The organism is Streptomyces sp. MA5143a (assembly GCF_900290235.1).
Taxonomy (GTDB): domain Bacteria; phylum Actinomycetota; class Actinomycetes; order Streptomycetales; family Streptomycetaceae; genus Streptomyces.
In genome coordinates this window covers 1-16,365 of the sequence record NZ_OLMK01000130.1, presented here as the reverse complement: position 1 = coordinate 16,365, position 16,365 = coordinate 1, and the positions used below count along the sequence as shown (strand labels likewise).

At 72.9% G+C, this 16,365-nt stretch carries 18 protein-coding genes; 13 read left to right on the top strand and 5 right to left on the bottom strand.

The genetic code is table 11. The annotated features are described in order from the left end of the window. Positions 1–141: 141 nt before the first annotated feature. The 4 genes from SMA5143A_RS40495 (at position 142) to SMA5143A_RS40480 (ending at position 3,948) form a co-directional block, all read left to right on the top strand. A complete protein-coding gene (locus SMA5143A_RS40495) occupies positions 142–1,566 on the top strand; it encodes an amidase (protein ID WP_107467802.1) in 1,425 nt (474 codons plus the stop codon). Between the two features lie 54 nt (positions 1,567–1,620). Further along, complete coding sequence (locus tag SMA5143A_RS40490) at positions 1,621–1,845, top strand: hypothetical protein (RefSeq protein WP_055513823.1); 225 nt, start codon at positions 1,621–1,623, stop codon at positions 1,843–1,845. Between the two features lie 150 nt (positions 1,846–1,995). Continuing rightward, positions 1,996–3,399, top strand: coding sequence for a flotillin family protein (locus tag SMA5143A_RS40485; RefSeq protein WP_107467801.1), 1,404 nt, complete (start codon positions 1,996–1,998; stop codon positions 3,397–3,399). Between the two features lie 102 nt (positions 3,400–3,501). Continuing rightward, a complete protein-coding gene (locus SMA5143A_RS40480) occupies positions 3,502–3,948 on the top strand; it encodes a type II toxin-antitoxin system PemK/MazF family toxin (protein ID WP_107467800.1) in 447 nt (148 codons plus the stop codon). Here SMA5143A_RS40480 and SMA5143A_RS40475 read toward each other — a convergent pair. Then, positions 3,902–4,807 (bottom strand): TIGR02452 family protein, encoded by a 906-nt coding sequence (locus tag SMA5143A_RS40475; protein WP_181362263.1) that lies wholly within the window; start codon positions 4,805–4,807, stop codon positions 3,902–3,904. The genes SMA5143A_RS40480 and SMA5143A_RS40475 overlap by 47 nt on opposite strands. Before the next feature lie 299 nt (positions 4,808–5,106). Between SMA5143A_RS40475 and egtA the strand changes: the two genes are divergently transcribed. The 5 genes from egtA (at position 5,107) to SMA5143A_RS40450 (ending at position 9,869) form a co-directional block, all read left to right on the top strand. After that, positions 5,107–6,381: an ergothioneine biosynthesis glutamate--cysteine ligase EgtA gene (gene egtA / locus SMA5143A_RS40470; RefSeq protein ID WP_107467798.1), complete on the top strand. Its 1,275-nt coding sequence runs from the start codon at positions 5,107–5,109 to the stop codon at positions 6,379–6,381. After that, the gene (gene egtB / locus SMA5143A_RS40465) at positions 6,378–7,724 is read left to right on the top strand and encodes an ergothioneine biosynthesis protein EgtB (protein WP_107467797.1); all 1,347 of its coding nucleotides are present in this window, start codon (positions 6,378–6,380) and stop codon (positions 7,722–7,724) included. The genes egtA and egtB overlap by 4 nt, the downstream gene beginning before the upstream one ends. Next, positions 7,724–8,533 carry an ergothioneine biosynthesis protein EgtC gene (gene egtC, locus SMA5143A_RS40460; RefSeq protein ID WP_107467796.1) on the top strand — a complete coding sequence of 270 codons (810 nt, stop codon included), beginning with the start codon at positions 7,724–7,726 and terminating at the stop codon, positions 8,531–8,533. The genes egtB and egtC overlap by 1 nt, the downstream gene beginning before the upstream one ends. Then, positions 8,530–9,492, top strand: coding sequence for an L-histidine N(alpha)-methyltransferase (egtD, locus tag SMA5143A_RS40455; RefSeq protein WP_107467795.1), 963 nt, complete (start codon positions 8,530–8,532; stop codon positions 9,490–9,492). The genes egtC and egtD overlap by 4 nt, the downstream gene beginning before the upstream one ends. A 161-nt stretch (positions 9,493–9,653) precedes the next feature. Beyond that, positions 9,654–9,869: a dodecin gene (locus tag SMA5143A_RS40450; RefSeq protein ID WP_055541560.1), complete on the top strand. Its 216-nt coding sequence runs from the start codon at positions 9,654–9,656 to the stop codon at positions 9,867–9,869. Positions 9,870–9,890: 21 nt separating this feature from the next. On the opposite strand, the gene SMA5143A_RS40445 is transcribed toward SMA5143A_RS40450, so the two are convergent. Continuing rightward, entirely contained in the window at positions 9,891–10,379 is a 489-nt protein-coding gene (locus SMA5143A_RS40445) for a phosphatase domain-containing protein (RefSeq protein WP_107467794.1), read from the bottom strand. 136 nt (positions 10,380–10,515) lie between these two features. Here SMA5143A_RS40445 and SMA5143A_RS40440 point away from each other — a divergent pair, with 136 nt between their 5' ends. Continuing rightward, the gene (locus SMA5143A_RS40440) at positions 10,516–11,619 is read left to right on the top strand and encodes an FAD-dependent oxidoreductase (protein WP_107467793.1); all 1,104 of its coding nucleotides are present in this window, start codon (positions 10,516–10,518) and stop codon (positions 11,617–11,619) included. A 20-nt stretch (positions 11,620–11,639) separates the two neighbouring features. Here SMA5143A_RS40440 and SMA5143A_RS40435 read toward each other — a convergent pair whose 3' ends face one another. Both SMA5143A_RS40435 and SMA5143A_RS40430 read right to left on the bottom strand, forming a co-directional pair. Then, on the bottom strand, positions 11,640–12,338 hold the full coding sequence (locus SMA5143A_RS40435) for a 2-phosphosulfolactate phosphatase (protein WP_107467792.1): 699 nt from the start codon (positions 12,336–12,338) through the stop codon (positions 11,640–11,642). Positions 12,339–12,450: 112 nt separating this feature from the next. After that, entirely contained in the window at positions 12,451–12,969 is a 519-nt protein-coding gene (locus tag SMA5143A_RS40430) for a MarR family winged helix-turn-helix transcriptional regulator (protein ID WP_181362262.1), read from the bottom strand. 181 nt (positions 12,970–13,150) lie between these two features. On the opposite strand from SMA5143A_RS40430, the gene SMA5143A_RS40425 reads away from it, so the two are divergent. From SMA5143A_RS40425 to SMA5143A_RS40415, 3 genes are all read left to right on the top strand, one after another. Next, complete coding sequence (locus SMA5143A_RS40425) at positions 13,151–14,098, top strand: alpha/beta hydrolase (protein ID WP_107467791.1); 948 nt, start codon at positions 13,151–13,153, stop codon at positions 14,096–14,098. Between the two features lie 67 nt (positions 14,099–14,165). Further along, positions 14,166–14,519 carry a hypothetical protein gene (locus tag SMA5143A_RS40420; RefSeq protein WP_107467790.1) on the top strand — a complete coding sequence of 118 codons (354 nt, stop codon included), beginning with the start codon at positions 14,166–14,168 and terminating at the stop codon, positions 14,517–14,519. A gap of 116 nt (positions 14,520–14,635) precedes the next feature. Continuing rightward, complete coding sequence (locus SMA5143A_RS40415) at positions 14,636–15,793, top strand: hypothetical protein (RefSeq protein ID WP_258194024.1); 1,158 nt, start codon at positions 14,636–14,638, stop codon at positions 15,791–15,793. 90 nt (positions 15,794–15,883) lie between these two features. Here the strand turns inward: SMA5143A_RS40415 and SMA5143A_RS40410 are convergent. Next, on the bottom strand, positions 15,884–16,365 hold a 482-nt coding region (locus SMA5143A_RS40410), incomplete at its 5' end, for an aldehyde dehydrogenase family protein (RefSeq protein ID WP_258194023.1).

The following is a 16,365-nucleotide window of genomic DNA, read 5'->3' as shown; positions in this document are numbered from 1 at the left end:
CCGGGCGGGACCGCACGCGTCGTGGGCCGCTCGTGTCCACCGCGAACCGCCGTGGTCACCAGGGAAGTCGTCCTTCCCGTACCGCAGCCGACACCCGGACGTTACCGTTCGGTAGACAACCTGCTTCCGGAGGTGTTCCGTATGGCTGCCGACCGTGCCCCGGGTCTGGCGGAGTGTGCCCGTGCGCTGGCCGCCGGGGAGGTGACGTCGCGTGAGCTGGTCGAGCGGACCCTCGCCCGGATCGAGGCCAGCCAGTCGACGGTCAACGCCTTCCGGCGGGTACGCGCCGAGGCGGCGCTGGTGGAGGCCGAGGCGGCGGACCGGGAGCTGGCGGCGGGCGGACGGCGGCCGCTGCTCGGGGTGCCGGTGGCCGTGAAGGACGACATGGACGTGGCGGGCGAGCCGACCGCGTTCGGCTGCCGGGGCGAGTTCCCGTCGCTGCCGGAGGACGGCGAGGCGGTACGGCGGCTGCGGGCGGCCGGGGCGATCGTGGTCGGCAAGACCAACACCTGCGAACTCGGACAGTGGCCCTTCACGGAGGGACCGGCCTTCGGCGCCACCCGCAACCCCTGGCACGCCGACCACACCCCCGGCGGCTCCTCGGGCGGCTCCGCGGCCGCCGTCGCCGCGGGACTCGTGCCGGGCGCGCTGGGCTCGGACGGGGCCGGCTCGATCCGCATCCCCGCGTCCTGGACGCATCTCGTCGGCATCAAGCCGCAGCGCGGCCGTATCTCGACCTGGCCGCTCCCGGAGTCCTTCCAGGGCATCACCGTCAACGGCACCCTCGCCCGCACGGTCGCCGACGCCGCCCTGCTGCTCGACGCGGCCGCCGGCAACCACGAGGGCGACCTGCACCGGCCGGACGCCGTCGACGCCTCCGGGGCCGTGGGGCGCGATCCGGGCCGGCTGCGGATCGCGCTGTCCCTGAAGCCGCCGTTCACCGCGCTGCCCGCCCGGCTGGACCCCCGGGTGCGGGAGCAGGTCCGCGCGGTCGCCGAACGGCTCGCCGCGCTCGGGCACGAGGTGGAGGAGGCCGAGCCCCGCTACGGGCAGATCGGACTCACCTTCATCCCGCGCGCCACGGCGGGCATCGCCGAACACGTCGGCGGGATCGCCCGCCAGGACCTCCTCGACCGGCGCACCCGCGACGCCGCCCGCCTCGGCCGACTGCTCGCCGGGGCACCGCTGCGGCTCGCCCGCCGCGCGGAGGCCACGCTCCACCAGCGGATCGGCGCGCTGTTCACCACGTACGACGTGCTGCTCGCGCCGACCACCGCCGCTCCCCCGCCGCGGATCGGCTCCATGATCGGCCTCGGTGGCCTGGGCACGGACCGGGCGATGATCGCCGCCTGCCCGTACGCCTGGCCGTGGAACGTGCTCGGCTGGCCCGGTGTGAACGTACCGGCGGGGTTCGTGAGCGGGCTGCCGGTGGGCGCGCAGCTGCTCGGTCCCGCGAACAGCGAGCCGCTGCTGCTGTCGCTGGCCGCGCAGTTGGAGGCGGACCAGCGCTGGCACGAGCTGTGGCCGCCGGAGGCGACGACACCCGCCGAGTCCCCCGCGGTGTGAGCGGCACCGCCGTCCCCCGCGTGGGTCCGGGGGGCGGGGTGCGACCCGTACGCTGTGACCATGGACGAAGCGTCGATGGTCGGGCTGATGGGACGGGTGACCGGTGCGGTCGGTCCCGGGCTCGTCGGCGAGGTGATCGTCCGGGTGCGCGGCGGGGCCGAGCACTTCCTGGCGTACCCCGCCTCCGCGAAGGACCGGATCGAACCCGGGACCCTGGTGATGGTGATCGAGTACCTGCCGCCGCGCACGGTCTACGTCTCGGCGGCGTACGACAGTTGACGATCCGTCGGGGGCGTCGGCCCCTCCCGCGGTGACGGTTCGCATCAAGACTGCAACAACGGTCCGTACGACCCTGTACCCCGGCCCGGCCCCTTGGGACACTCCCGACGTTCGGTGCCGAAAGGGCACCTGGCCGAGGGGGGTGTGCCGATGTTCATCGGCATCATCGCGGGGGCGACCGTAGCGGTGGCTCTGGTACTGATCGCTCTGTTCAAGCTCATGTGGCGTGTTGCAGAACCGAACGAGGCCCTGATCATCTCCGGCTCCAAGCACAAGATGGAGGGCCTGACGGAAGGCATGAACTTCCGTATCGTCACCGGGCGCGGCACGCTCGTGCTGCCGGGCATGCAGGCGGTGCGCAAGCTGTCGCTCGACCTGAACCAGACCGAACTCGCCGTGGAGTGCGTGACCTTCCAGGGCATTCCGCTGAAGATCCGGGGCGTGGTCATCTTCAAGGTGGGTGACGACTTCGTGTCCATCGCCAACGCCGCCCGCCGCTTCCTGGGCCAGCAGAAACGGGTCTCGGAACGGGTGCACAACGTGTTCGCCGGTCATCTCCGGTCCATCGTGGGCGGCTTGACGGTCGAGGACATGATCCGCGACCGCGAGAAGCTGACCGGGCAGACACGGGCCGCGTGCGGGACGGAGATGGAGAAGCTGGGGCTGATCGTCGACTCGTTGCAGATCCACGAGATCGAGGACCCGACCGGCTACATCAAGAACCTCGCCATGCCGCACGCGGCGGCCGTCCAGCGGGACGCGCGGATCGCGCAGGCCGAGGCGAACCGGCTCGCCACCGAGGCCGAGCAGCAGGCGGCGGCGCGGATGGCGGAGGCCACCCGGGACAGCGAGATCCTCCAGGCCGGCTACCAGGCGGAGCGGGACAAGGCCTCCGCCAAGGCCAAGCAGGCCGGGCCTCTCGCCGAAGCGGGCGCCCGGCAGGAGGTCGTCGTGCAGGAGACCCGGGTCGCCGAGCTGGAGGCGTCACGGCGTGAGCAGCAGCTCCAGGCCGACGTGCGCAAGCCCGCCGACGCCAAGGCGTACGAGAAGCGGACCCTCGCCGAGGCCGAGCGCGACGCCCGTATCTCCGCCGCGCAGGCCAAGGCCAAGGAGACCGAACTCGCGGCCGCCGCCGAGGCGAACGCGACCCGCGCCACCGGTGAGGCGGAGGCCGCCGCCCGGCAGGCCAAGGGGCTCGCCACCGCCGAGGCCGCCCGCGCGAAGGGGCTCGCCGAGGCCGAGGGCATCAAGGCGCGGGCCGCGGCGCTGGCCGAGAACCAGGAAGCGGTGATCGCGCAGCAACTGGCCGAGCAGTGGCCGGAGATCGTGCAGGCGGGGGCGTCCGCGTTCGGCAACGTCGACAACATGGTGCTGCTGAACGGCGCCGACGGCATGGCCGACATGTTCGCCAAGGCGCTGACGATGGGCGGCACGGGGCTGGGGCTGGCCCGGCAGTTGCTGGCGTCCATGAACCAGAACGGGACGCCCGACAAGGGCCCGGCGGCGGTCAACGGGCTGCCCGTGGAGAAGGTACCGGTGGACCGGGAGTCGTAGCCTCCCCCTGCCTGTGGGTGCGGCTCGTGCCCGTGCGGCCGAGCCGCGCATCGCAGTGGGGCCCGCGCTCCCTCGCCGGGGGGCGCGGGTTAGCGTTGCCCCGTGACTGCGTTCGCCGATCAAGACGTTCCCGGCCGTTACGGCCCCTCCGCCACCACCGAGGCCGATCCGCGCGCGGTGGGGCGTGTGCGTACCGAGTACTCGCCCGCGCACGACGGGGACCCCGACCCCGGGGAGATCGTGTGGACCTGGGTGCCGTTCGAGGAGAACGACGGGCGGGGCAAGGACCGGCCCGTGCTGGTGGTGGCACGGGAGCCGGGCGGGACGTTCCTCGCCGTGCAGTTGTCGAGCAAGCGGCATGACGGGGACCGGGAGTGGGTGCCGATCGGCAGCGGGCCGTGGGACCGTTCGGGGCGGCCGTCCTGGGTGGACGTGGACCGGGTGCTCCGGCTGCACGAGGCCGGGATGCGGCGGGAGGCGTGCGCCCTGGACCGGATGCGGTTCAACTCCGTCGTGCACCGGCTGCGGGAGCGGTACGGCTGGCGTTAGAGGACCCGGTCGGTACTTCCGAGGGGACGGCGCGGAACTGCCGTTCGAATGCCGCCCGGACCGTCGCGCCCCTCGTGCGGTCCAGTACGCCGAACACCACGTACTCGAAGTGGCCCTCGAACCGGCCGCCGTCCATGAGGAGCGCACGGAACGCACTCGCCACGTGCGCCGGGTCGTTGCCGAAGACACCGCAGCCCCAGGCGCCCAGGACCAGCCTGCGGTAGCCGTGCGCCACGGCCGTCTCCAGGACCCGTTCCGCGCGCACGGCCAGGGCGCGCGGCAGGTCGCCGGCGCGCTCCGGCGCCGTACGGCGGACGACCGACGCGTTCGGGGCGGCGGAGGTCAGGAAACCGGCCGTGTACGGGGCGGGCAGCAGGTCACCGCGGTCGTCGCGGAAGACGGGCACGGCGGGTGAGTGGATGACACGGTCCGTGTAGAACGGGTCGCGGTGGGCGCGGTGGTGGTCGTAGAAACCGCGGGCCTCGCGTACGCACACGTACAGGGCGGAGGCCCGGCAGAGGGCCTCCTCCTGGGCCTGGGCGCCGTTCAGGTAGCCGCCGCCCGGGTTGCGGGCCGAGGCGAAGTTGAGGACGGCGACGGGAGCCGTGTCGTTGGGCGTGCCGGTGAGGCGGCGGGCGGCCTCCAGGCTGCTCTCGCCGGTGACCTCGATCCGGGTCGGCACGGATCCGGGGGCGAACAGTGGGACCCGCACCGGCTCCGGGCCGTACAGGCGCGTACCCGAGCGGGCCGCGTCGATCCACTCCGCGAGCGACACCTCACGGCCGTCCGGTGCGCGGTAGCGCCCCGCCGCGACGATGTCCTCGGTCTCCCGTGCGATCCCCCGCAGGCGGGCGCTCATGGCGCCACCCCCGTGCGCGCCATGAACGCCCCCCGTGCGCGCTCCCCCGTCGTGCTCATGGACGCATCGTGGGCGATGCTGGTGGATGACCGCAACGGAGTTTTCCTGGCGTGAATGACCCTCGACGGGTCCGGGAAGAGGTGCCTGAAGTTCCCGGAAACAGAGATCGACGATCCGCATTGCCACGATGTGCACCCTTGTGCGAACGTCACCCAGCGGTTTGGGTGGGACGAGCACCGCCGGTCCGGCCCTCGCGGCAGTGGATCGGCGACATGGTGGAATCTCAGGAGGATCCCGACATGTCAGATTCGGCTAGTGGCTGTACGGAGCAGCGCTCCCTGGTCACCGAGGCGGAGGTGGAGGCCCTCGTCCGGGGCATCTGCTTCAAGACCGGACCACCCCGCACCCTCGGTGTCGAACTCGAATGGCACGTCCATGAGCTGCGCGATCCGCGGCTCCCCGCGACACCCGCACGACTCGAAGCGGCCTACGCCGCACTGCGGACCCTGCCCCTGGCGTCGTCGCTGACGATCGAGCCGGGTGGCCAGCTGGAGCTCAGCTCCGCTCCCGCCGCCTCCCTGATGGAGTGCGTCGGATCCGTCTGCGCCGACCTGGACGCCGTACGCGCGACGCTGCGCGAGGCGGACCTCGGCATCAGTGGCTTCGGCCATGATCCCTGGAACCCCCCGACCCGGTTCCTGCGCGAGCCCCGGTACGACGCGATGGAGGTGTACCTCGACCGCTTCGGGCCCGAGGGCCGGTCCATGATGTGCTCGTCGGCGTCCGTGCAGGTCTGTATCGACGCCGGGTACGAGGAACCGGGCCCCCTCGGCTACCAGCGGCGCTGGTGGCTGACGCACCAGCTCGGCGCGGTGCTGCTGGCCGCGTTCGCGCACTCCCCGCTGGCGGGTGGCCGGGTCACCGGCTGGCGTTCGACGCGGCAGTCGCTGTGGGCGGCGATGGACCCGGGCCGGACGACGGCCCCGGAGCTGGACGGCGACCCCCGGGGCGCCTGGGCTCGACTGGTGCTGGACGCGCCGGTGATGTGCGTCCGGGCCGACGAGGGGCCCTGGGGTGTCCCGGGCGCCATGTCGTTCCGGGAGTGGATCCGGTCCGACACCCCGCCGAGCCACGCCGATCTCGAGTACCACATGACGACGCTGTTCCCGCCGGTCCGGCCGCGCGGCCATCTGGAGCTCCGCATGATCGACGCGCAGCCGGGTGAGGACGGCTGGCTCGTGCCGCTCGCCGTGACGACGGCGCTGTTCGAGGACCCGGAGGCCACCGAGGTCGCCTACCGGGCGGTCAAGCCCCTGGCCGAGCGGGCCGGTTCCCTGCGGGCGCCGCGCAATCCGCTGTGGGACGCGGCGGCCCGTTCGGGCCTGGCCGACCCCGAGCTGCGGGAGGCGGCGGCCGTCTGCTTCGCCGCGGCTGCCGAGGCGCTGCCACGGCTCGGCGCGAGTACCCGGGTGCTGGACGCCGTGGCGGAGTTCATCGACCGCCAGGTGGCCCGGGGACGCTGTCCCGCCGACGATCTGCTCGACCAGTTGCACGGGAAGGACCTCCCCGCATGACCGCGCCCGAGACGCCGGCCCCGACGCACGACGCCGACCCCGAGACACTGCGGGAGCGCGCGCTGGCGGCGTTGACCACGGCCCGCGCCCGTACCGCGCTCCTCACGTCCGCCGTCGACGAGCCCGACCTCACCGCGCAGCACTCGCCGCTGATGTCCCCGCTGGTGTGGGATCTCGCCCACATCGGCAACCAGGAGGAGCTGTGGCTGCTGCGCAATGTCGCGGGGCGGGAGGCGATACGGCCCGAGATCGACGGGCTGTACGACGCCTTCGAGCATCCGCGTTCCGAGCGGCCCTCGCTGCCGCTGCTGCCGCCGGAGGAGGCCCGGCGCTACCTCGCCGAGGTACGCGGCCGGGCCCTCGACGTGCTGGAGGGCAGCGACTTCCACGGCACCCGGCTCACCGAGGCGGGCTTCGCCTTCGGCATGATCGCCCAGCACGAACAGCAGCACGACGAGACGATGCTGATCACCCATCAGCTCCGCCGGGGTCCGGCCGTGCTGTCGGCGCCCGACCCCGGTCCGGCACCGCTGTTCACGGGGCCGGACGAAGTCCTCGTGCCGGGCGGGGAGTTCATGATGGGCACCTCGACCGAGCCGTGGGCGCTGGACAACGAGCGGCCCGCGCACCGGCGCGTCGTCCCGCCGTTCCACATCGACACCACCCCGGTGACGAACGGCGCCTACCAGGCATTCATCGACGACGGCGGCTACGAGGACGAACGCTGGTGGACGGCCCCCGGCTGGGACCACATCCGCGCGCACGGCATCACCGCGCCGCTGTTCTGGCGGCGTGACGGCCGGCAGTGGCTGCGGCGGCGCTTCGGCGTCACCGAGGTCGTGCCGGCCGACGAGCCGGTGCTGCACGTGTGCTGGTACGAGGCCGACGCGTACGCCCGCTGGGCGGGGCGGCGGCTGCCCACGGAGGCCGAGTGGGAGAAGGCCGCCCGCCACGACCCGGTCACCGGGCGCTCCACGCGCTACCCGTGGGGCGACGCCGATCCGACGCCCGCCCACGCCAACCTGGGCCAGCGCCATCTCCGTCCGGCCCCGGCCGGCAGCTACCCGGAGGGCGCGTCCCCGTTGGGCGTGCGGCAGTTGATCGGTGACGTGTGGGAGTGGACGTCGAGCGACTTCCTGCCGTACCCGGGTTTCACGGCGTTCCCGTACAAGGAGTACTCGGAGGTGTTCTTCGGCCCCGAGTACAAGGTGCTGCGGGGTGGTTCGTTCGCGGTGGACCAGGTGGCGTGCCGGGGGACGTTCCGCAACTGGGACTATCCGATCCGGCGGCAGATCTTCAGCGGTTTCCGCACGGCCCGTGACGCATCGCCGGAGGCCGTCTGATGTGCCGTCACGTGGCCTATCTTGGGCCCAAGGTGCCGCTCGGCGCGGTGTTGGTGGAACCGCCGCACGGTCTGTTCCGGCAGTCGTGGGCGCCGCGTAGGCAGCGGTACGGAACCGTCAACGCCGATGGTTTCGGCGTCGGTTGGTACGCGGACGGCGACCCGGTGCCGGGCCGCTACCGGCGGGCCGGGCCCATCTGGGGCGACCTGTCCTTCACGGATCTCGCCCGGGTGGTCCGCACGGGGGCGCTGCTCGCCGCCGTACGGGACGCCACGGTGCCGGGCGCGGACCAGGAGGCCGCGGCGGCGCCGTACGCCGGCGGGCCCTGGCTGTTCAGCCACAACGGGGCGGTCTCCGGGTGGCCCGGGTCCCTGGCGCCGCTGGCCGGCGGGCTGCCCGCCGTGGAGCTCCTGTCGATGGAGGCCCGCAACGACTCCGCGTTCGTGTGGGCCCTGGTGCTGAACCGGCTGCGGGCCGGTGACGAGGAGGGGCAGGCGCTGGCCGACACGGTCCTTGAGGTCGCGCGGGCGGCCCCCGGGTCGCGGCTCAACCTGCTGCTCACCAGCGGCGACAGCATCACCGCGACGGCGTGGGGCGACACCCTGTGGTACCTCGCCCTGCCCGGTCGCGGCACCGTCGTGGCGTCCGAGCCGTACGACGACGACCCGCACTGGGTCGAGGTGCCGGACCGCACGCTGCTCGTGGCCGACCGCACGGACGTCCTGCTCACCCCGCTGAAGGAACCGGAGGAAACCGGGCGCCCGGGCGCCGGTCCAGTCCCCGTACGACCGAAGGAGTCCCCTGCGTGAGCCCGTTCCACCTCACCCGCACCCTGCCCGAGGACGCCACGGGCGCGGCCCTGCGCGCCGACGTCCTGAACGGCCTCACCCGCACCCCGAAGACGCTGCCGCCCAAGTGGTTCTACGACGCGCACGGCAGTGAACTGTTCGACCGGATCACCGAGTTGCCGGAGTACTACCCGACCCGTGCCGAGCGGGAGATCCTGCTCGGCCGGGCGGCGGAGATCGCCGCGGCGAGCGGTGCGCGCACGCTCGTCGAGCTGGGTTCCGGCTCGTCCGACAAGACGCGGCATCTGCTGGACGCGATGCCCGAGCTGCACGCGTACGTGCCGGTCGATGTGAGCGAGAGCGCGTTGCGGCAGGCCGGCGAGGCGCTGGTCGCCGAGCGGCCGGGGCTGGAGGTGCACGCCCTGATCGCGGACTTCACCGCCGGGATCCGGCTGCCCGAGACCCCGGGGCCGCGGCTGGTGGCGTTCCTCGGCGGCACGATCGGCAATCTCGTCCCCGAGGAACGGGCCGTGTTCCTCGCCTCCGTGCGGGCCCTGCTGGCGCCCGGCGACGCGCTGCTGCTGGGCACGGACCTGGTCAAGGACGAGGCGGTGCTGGTGGCCGCGTACGACGACGCGGCCGGGGTGACGGCCGCGTTCAACAAGAACGTCCTGTCCGTCATGAACCGTGAGCTGGGGGCGGACTTCGATCCCGGCGCGTTCGAGCACGTCGCCCTGTGGGACGCCGAACGGGAGTGGATCGAGATGCGGTTGCGGTCGCGGACCGCGCAGACCGTGAAGGTCCCCGCGCTCGATCTCGCGGTCGACTTCGCGGCCGACGAGGAACTGCGGACCGAGGTGTCGGCGAAGTTCCGCAGAGAGGGGGTGACGGCCGAACTGGCCGCGGCGGGGCTGGACCTGACGCATTGGTGGACGGACGGGGAGGGCCGCTTCGCACTGTCCTTGAGCGTGGCGGGGTGATCGGGCGGGGTTCGGCCGCGCGAGAAACCACGGCCCACCCGCGCCCCCGAGCTCTTCCGCACCCGGCGACAACCGTCTCGCGCGGGAGCGCGACGTGGGGCACCGTGGAGGGACGTGTGGCCGTGCCGGCCACGGCGAGAGGTCCCGATTGGAGTAGCCGTATGTCCGACCACGTGTACCGGGTCACCGAGATCGTCGGCAGTTCGGGCGAGAGCGTCGACCACGCCATCCGCAACGGCATCGCCCGCGCCGCCCAGACCCTGCGCAACCTGGACTGGTTCGAGGTGACGCAGGTCAGGGGGCACATCGAGAACGGCGAGATCGCGCACTACCAGGTCGGCCTGAAGGTCGGTTTCCGGCTCGAGGGCACGGACTGACCCCCTCGTCCCCGCACGGCGTCAGGTGCGGCCCTCCCGTTCCTGCGCCACCTTCAGTTCGGCGGAGGCGGCGGCCCAGCGCGCCCGCACGACGGGAAAGCCCGCCCGCTCCGCGTCCTCGCAGACCAGTTCGTCGTCGTCCACGAGGACGCGGATCTCGCGGGTCCCGGCCAGCTGCCGCAGGATCTCCAGCTTCGTGCGGCGGGCCGGCCTGCGGTCGTGGTTCCGCCGCATCCAGATCCGCCCCCGGGGAAGCCCCTGCGCGGCGAGCCAGTCGACGGTGTCGCGCCGGCAGCGCTCGGGGCGCCCGGTGAGATACACGACCTCGCACTCCTCGGCGTACCGCAGCGCCAGCTCGATGCCCTCCGCCAGCGGCGGATCCTGCGGGGCGGCGGCGAAGAACGCGTCCCAGTCGCGCGGCTTGCGCTCCAGGTACCGCTGCCGGTGCGCGGTGTCGGCGAGCGTGTTGTCGAGATCGAATACGGCGAGGGGCCTGCTGTCGTCGGTCACGGGTCCAGCCTAGGCAGAGCGTTACACGTGTCGTCCGCCGCCGCTTCACACAAGGCACACAAACCCCTCCCATAGCTTTAAGTTTCAAACGTTAGGCTCGTCCTCTCTCCCCCCACAACAGCACAGGAGAATCGGCGTGCCTGACGGCGAAGTGATCGTGATCGGCGGCGGATACGGGGGCATCCGCCTCGCCAGGCAACTGGACGAGTACGCGCGGGTCACCCTGGTGGACCGCAAGGAGGTCTTCTTCCATCGCATCGCCGCTCTGCGCGCCGGTGTGCAGGAGGAATGGACGACGACGCCCTTCATCCCCTACGACCGGCTGCTGGGCAACGGCCGGGTGGTGGTGGGCAAGGCGGTCGCCATCGACACCGGCGAACGGTATGTGAAGCTGGCCACCGGTGAGCGGCTGCCGTACGACGTGGTGGTCATCGCCACCGGCGCCGACTATCCGGAGCCCGCCCGCTTCCTCGGGACGACCACGGAGGAGGCGGCCAAGACGTTCACGGCGCACCAGGAGAGCATCGCCGCGGCCGAGCATGTGCTCGTCGTGGGCGGCGGGCCCGGCGGTGTGGAGCTCGCGGCGGAGATCCGGCTGGCCCGGCCCGCCACCCGGGTGACGCTCGCGCACGCGGGATCGGCGCTGCTCGGTTCCACCGGCAGCAAGTGGGCCGGACGGCGGGCCCGTGCCTGGCTGGAGTCTCATGACGTGGAGGTGCGCCTCGACTCGTTCATCTCCCCCGGCGCCGACTTCGGCACGTACCGGGACGGCCGAGGCCGTCTCATCGAGGCGGATCTGTCGTTCTGGGCGACCGGCACCACCCCGAACACGCTGTGGCTGCGGCTGGCCGGGCACGGCGACTGGCTGAACGCGGCCGGCCATGTGAAGGTCGACCGGATGCTGCGGGTGGACGGGCGGCTGGACGTGTTCGCGGTGGGTGACGTGAACGATGTCACCGAGCTGAAGATCTCCCCGGCCGCGATCGCCCAGGCGGACATCGCCGCGCACAACATCCGTGCCTACCTGGGGAGTTCGGGGAAGCACCGCAAGGAGCCGCGTTTCTACCGGCCGGTCCAGCGGACCCCGCTGATCGTGCCGTTCGGACCGGCCGACGGGCTCACCCTGATCCCCGTGCCGGGCGGCGAGACCGCCGTGCTCGGCGGCCGCACCAGCACCCTCGCGAAGGCGAGGACCCTGATGACGCCGTACGTGCGCAAGCAACTCGGGTACTCCGCCTGAGGTCCCGGCGCGGGCTCCGGTCAGTCCGTGCCGGGCGGGGTGTCGGGCACCGGGACAGGGCGGAGGACCGTCAGGGAGTCCTCCCGGCGTGCCGTCATCACGAAGGGGAACCTGTCGACCTCCAGGCAGAGGTCGATGTCGTCGGGGTGGTATCCGCCGCGCAGCCCGGCGGCGAGGTCCGCCGCGGCGCGGGACGTCCTCGCGCGGTGGACGTAGGGGGCCGCCTCGACGTCGTCACGGGCCATGCGTCCGCCGATGTACTCGGCGCAGGCCAGGTCCTCGTCGGCGCGGCCCTCCTCGCCGGTGACGACGAAGGTCACCGGGCCGGAGGCCCGTGTCCGCAGGTAGCGCGCGGTGGGGCCGGCCACGACGAAGCTCGCGCAGAGGACCAGTGGGGAGTCCGCGACGGCGAGCGCGCCCACGGTTCCGGCGGTCGTCTTCTGCACCAGCGTGCGACCGGCGAGGTCGTGCCCTTTGAGCAGGGCGGGCGAGTTCACCGCGTCGAAGCCCTCCGCCGGGGGACCGTCCTTGAGGGCGAGCCACCCCGGGCGGCTCCCCTTCAGGGCGAGCGCCTCGCTCTCCGTCGAGGCCAGGACTGTCTTCTCGACGCCGAGCGAGAAGGCCCAGGCGGCCACGGTGAAGGCGCGTATGACGTCGATGACGACCGCGACGCGGGGGACGCCGGTCAACTGCGGGATTCCCACGAAGTGATGATCCATCGGACCATGATGCCGCGCCTGCCGGGGATGCCCTGCCCGCCGTCCGTCCATGCCTGCCGGGGATGGCGTACCCCTGTCGCGGGCGCCGGCCTCGGCCGGGATTCCGCGCGCCTCAGCCGGTGTGCGCCGGCTCGGCGGGCTCCTGCTCCGCCATGTCGTTGGCGTGGGTGAGGAAGTCGTCGACCATCCGGTGGAAGAGGCCGGCGAGCTGCCGGAGTTCCTCGGGTGACCACTCCGCCAGGGCCATCTGCATGCCGCGGACGCCGGCCTCGCGCACACGGTCGATGGCCTGCTGCCCGGCCGGGGTGAGTTCGATGCGCTGCGCGCGGCGGTCGTCCGGGTCGGGGACGCGGCTGACGTAGCCGGACTTCTGCAGTTGCTGCACCTGGCGGGTGACGTGCGAGGCCTCGACGCCGAGGCGGTTGGCCAGCTCCCCGGGGCGCATGGGCTCGGAGTCGGCGATCTGCCGCAGGAGGGCCACGGCGGCGCGGTCCAGCGGGACCCCGGCGAGGCTCATCAGACGCTCGTGCGCCCGGGCCCGGGTGCTGAGGTAGGTGATGCGGGTGAGGGCCCGCTCGATCTCGACCACCTCCGGGGAGGCCGGGTCGAGGGGCAGCGGTGAGGGGGGCATGGGTCCACCGTACCAGATAGTTGCCTGACTCAAGTAAGTTCATGGCGGGCATCCCTGGCCAACCGGATGCATACCCCGTACGATGCGGTCTCAATTAACAGGTTTCCTGATGATTGGTTTGCTCACACGACGGCGCGCTCCGCGGTGGTGTCGAGCGCCCGCGGACCGAACGGAGCCACCCATGTCCCTCCTCGCCCGCCCGGCGGTGGCCGCCCTGGCGGCCAGGACGATGCAACGCCTGTCGGTGGTCCTGAGCAGGCGGTCCTCCGGAACGGGGTCCACGGCGTCCTGGCTCGCCCGGCTTCCCGAATACACCTGTGCCACGCGGGAGTTGACGATCCCGACCTCGTTCGGCCCGGCCCGCGCGGTGCTCTACCTGCCGTCGGACGACGAGGGCGCTCCCCCGCCGGTCCACGTGAACTTCCACGGCGGCGGCTATGTCATGCCGCAGGTGGAGCTCGACGACGCGTTGTGCCGGTGCCTCGCTGTCGAGGCGGGTGTCGCCGTCCTCAACGTGGACTATGTCGTCGCCCCGCAGCATCCCTTCCCGGCCGCGCCCCGGCAGGCGTTCGAGGTCGTCCGGTGGGTTGCCGAGCACGGCGGTGAGCAGGGCTGGGACGGCGCCCGGCTCGGCGTCGGCGGACAGAGCGCGGGCGGCGGGCTCGCGGCGGCGGTGGCCCGCCAGGCCCTGGAGGAGGGTGGCCCCTCCCTCGCCCTCCAGGTCCTGCACTATCCCCCGCTGGACCTGGCCACCCCCGGCCGGGACAAGCGCGCCGCGATCGCCAAGCCGCTGCTGCGCCCCTGGATGGCGGACGTCTTCGACACCTCCTACATCCCCGACCCGAAGCAGCGCGCCGACCGCCTCGCCTCACCGGCCAACCCGGCGGACACCGCCGACCTGACGGGGATCGCCCCGGCCCTCGTGGTCACCGCCGAGTACGACCTCCTCAAGGCGGAGGGCGTCGCCTACGCCGACCGGCTCCGTACGGCCGGGGCGCTGGTCGGCCACCATGACGTCGCCGGCGCCGATCACGGCTACGACGCCAACGACGAGGACAAGGCCCGCGAGGTGTACCCGCTGATCGCCGAACACGTGCGGCGTGCCCTCACCGGGGGAAAGGCGTCCTGACGCATGCCCTCCGCACGCGCACCCCTCCGCGTCACATGGCCCGCCCGCGCAGGGGTACGCGGACCGCATGAATCACGGCAGGACACATCACGGCAAGGAACATGACGGCAAGGCACCGGACCCCAAGGAGAGGGCCGAGCAGGCGGAGGCGGCCGAGGAGGCCCGCGCCGCCGCTCGTCCCTTCAGTTATCCGCATCCCGAGCGGCGCGCCGGGGTGCGCGCCACCCGGCACATCAGCCGGGAACAGGCCGACGCGGACAGCGTCCCCGGCGTGCCGGGCGGCTACGGCAGCACCGGCGGCGGCCAGGCGGGCGGTCGCGGCACACCTCGTCCGGGTGACGACACGGCGGACGAGTCCGGCGTGACCGATGTCGTCTCGGGACGTGAGCCGCAGGCCGATCGGGGAGGTGAGGAGCGGTAGGTACCTCGAAGACGGTCGCGGGGCGGACGCGGGGCCGGGCGGGACCCCCGGTGATCTCCGCCGGGCCGCGACGACGATACTGGCAGGCGCACGTGCCCCTGCTGCCCGATGGACTCATGCCTGCCTCCCCCTCAGCCCGTCCCACGACGCCTCCCACGGTGTGGCCGGCGCGCGGCCGCCATGTCGGACCCGACGCGGAGGACGTCCTCCGCCACACCCTGCGCCGGCTCAAGGACAACCGGACCATCGACGACTTCCTGGAACTGCCCGACCCCGGGGGCGACTCCCCCGAGCGGGTCTTCCAGGCCCGCTGGCGAGTCGCCGGGGAGGTGACGGTGCGCGCCCGGCTGAGCCTCGCGCCTGACATCGGCGCCGGGCGGGAGTGGACGATCGTCGCGGAGGCGGAGGAACCGTGGGACCCGGCGTGGCCCTCCCCGGTCACCCGGTTCTGGCCGGAGTACGGCGACTGGGACCACGACGCGGCCACGGGCCTGTCGCTGAGCAGGATCAACGCCCTTCCCGAGGACGACAAGGACGCCCGCCGTCTCCTCAGGGACGCGGGGCACGCCGGATGGTGCGTCCACGTCGTCGTCCACGAGGCCATGAGTACCGACGAGCGCGGTCGGCTGCCGCTGGCCCGGTGGCTGGCGCCGAGCCTGCGGCACCGTGTGGTGGAGCACCGTGCCGCCCCGCACCAGCTGCGGGTGGTGAACTGGGCGCTGCGGGAGTTCGACCTGGAGGTCCCGCGCGGCGGCGCCGTCGTACTGCCCGGCAGGCCCGCGCCCGCCGACCTCGACGCCGGGGAGTTCTCCGTACGCGCGGTGTTCCTGGACGGTTCGGAGCCGACCGACCTCATCGCGGCGGTGACACGGTTCGCCGCCCTGCCGCGGCCCCTGCCGGACGGTGCGGACGCCGCCCTCACCGCGCTGCGGGAGGAGTGGCATCTGCTCACGCTGGAGGAGGAACTCGTCCGCGAGCGGAAGCTGGTGGCGATGTACGCCGAGGCGCTGGAGGCCATGACACAGTCCCGGGACCTGTACCGGGAAGCGGCCGAACGTGCGCACGAGGCGCTCGCCGTGTACCGCGAGTCGGCCGCGGTCGCCCCCGCCGAGCAGCAGCCCTCCGCGACGCAGTCGACGTCCCCCTTCCAGCAGTTGACGCGCACACTGGAACGCCTGAAGGGCGGCCCCAGAACCTGGCGCCCCGATCCCGCGCCCCGACCCGGCGACGGCGAGAGCCAGACCTCGGGCCGGCCGGAGACGACGGAGACCTAGCTAGGGGTCGGCCCGGCGGGGAAGGAACGAGGTTCCCCGCCGGGGGCCTGTGACTGCTCGCGCCCCGAACTCTGCCTACCCGGGTCTTGCTCAGGTGTGGAATCCCGGCATGGACAGGTACTTGAGCTGCTGGTACTCGTGGAGGCCCTCGGGCCCGCCCTCGCGGCCCAATCCGGACTGCTTGATCCCGCCGAAGGGTGCCGCGACCTCGGAGACCAGGCCGCGGTTGATGCCGACCATTCCGGCCTGGAGCCGGGCGGCGACCCGCCGGGCGCGGTCGATGTGGGACGTCATCACATACGACGCGAGGCCGTGCTCGGTGTCGTTGGCCACCGCTATGGCCTCGGCCTCGGTGGAGAAGCGGTGGATGGCGGCGACGGGACCGAAGACCTCCTCCCTCATGATCGCGGCGTCGGCGGGGACGTGGTCCAGCACGGTCGGGGCCGCGTAATGGCCAGGCCCGGCAGGGATGTCCGCCTCCGCGACGACGACGGCACCACGGGCGACGGCGTCCTCGACGAGATGGCGGACCTTGTCCACCGCCCGGTGATCGGCCAGCGGGCCGAGATCGG

What these genes read in the sequence shown, in the direction of transcription:
- SMA5143A_RS40495 (WP_107467802.1), top strand. Translation starts at nt 142, where the DNA reads ATGGCTGCCGACCGTGCCCCGGGTCTGGCGGAGTGTGCCCGTGCGCTG.
- SMA5143A_RS40485 (WP_107467801.1), top strand. Translation starts at nt 1,996, where the DNA reads ATGTTCATCGGCATCATCGCGGGGGCGACCGTAGCGGTGGCTCTGGTA.
- SMA5143A_RS40475 (WP_181362263.1), bottom strand. Translation starts at nt 4,807, where the DNA reads ATGAGCGCCCGCCTGCGGGGGATCGCACGGGAGACCGAGGACATCGTC.
- egtA (WP_107467798.1), top strand. Translation starts at nt 5,107, where the DNA reads ATGTCAGATTCGGCTAGTGGCTGTACGGAGCAGCGCTCCCTGGTCACC.
- egtB (WP_107467797.1), top strand. Translation starts at nt 6,378, where the DNA reads ATGACCGCGCCCGAGACGCCGGCCCCGACGCACGACGCCGACCCCGAG.
- egtC (WP_107467796.1), top strand. Translation starts at nt 7,724, where the DNA reads ATGTGCCGTCACGTGGCCTATCTTGGGCCCAAGGTGCCGCTCGGCGCG.
- SMA5143A_RS40450 (WP_055541560.1), top strand. Translation starts at nt 9,654, where the DNA reads ATGTCCGACCACGTGTACCGGGTCACCGAGATCGTCGGCAGTTCGGGC.
- SMA5143A_RS40435 (WP_107467792.1), bottom strand. Translation starts at nt 12,338, where the DNA reads ATGGATCATCACTTCGTGGGAATCCCGCAGTTGACCGGCGTCCCCCGC.
- SMA5143A_RS40430 (WP_181362262.1), bottom strand. Translation starts at nt 12,969, where the DNA reads ATGCCCCCCTCACCGCTGCCCCTCGACCCGGCCTCCCCGGAGGTGGTC.
- SMA5143A_RS40425 (WP_107467791.1), top strand. Translation starts at nt 13,151, where the DNA reads ATGTCCCTCCTCGCCCGCCCGGCGGTGGCCGCCCTGGCGGCCAGGACG.
- SMA5143A_RS40420 (WP_107467790.1), top strand. Translation starts at nt 14,166, where the DNA reads ATGAATCACGGCAGGACACATCACGGCAAGGAACATGACGGCAAGGCA.
- SMA5143A_RS40415 (WP_258194024.1), top strand. Translation starts at nt 14,636, where the DNA reads ATGCCTGCCTCCCCCTCAGCCCGTCCCACGACGCCTCCCACGGTGTGG.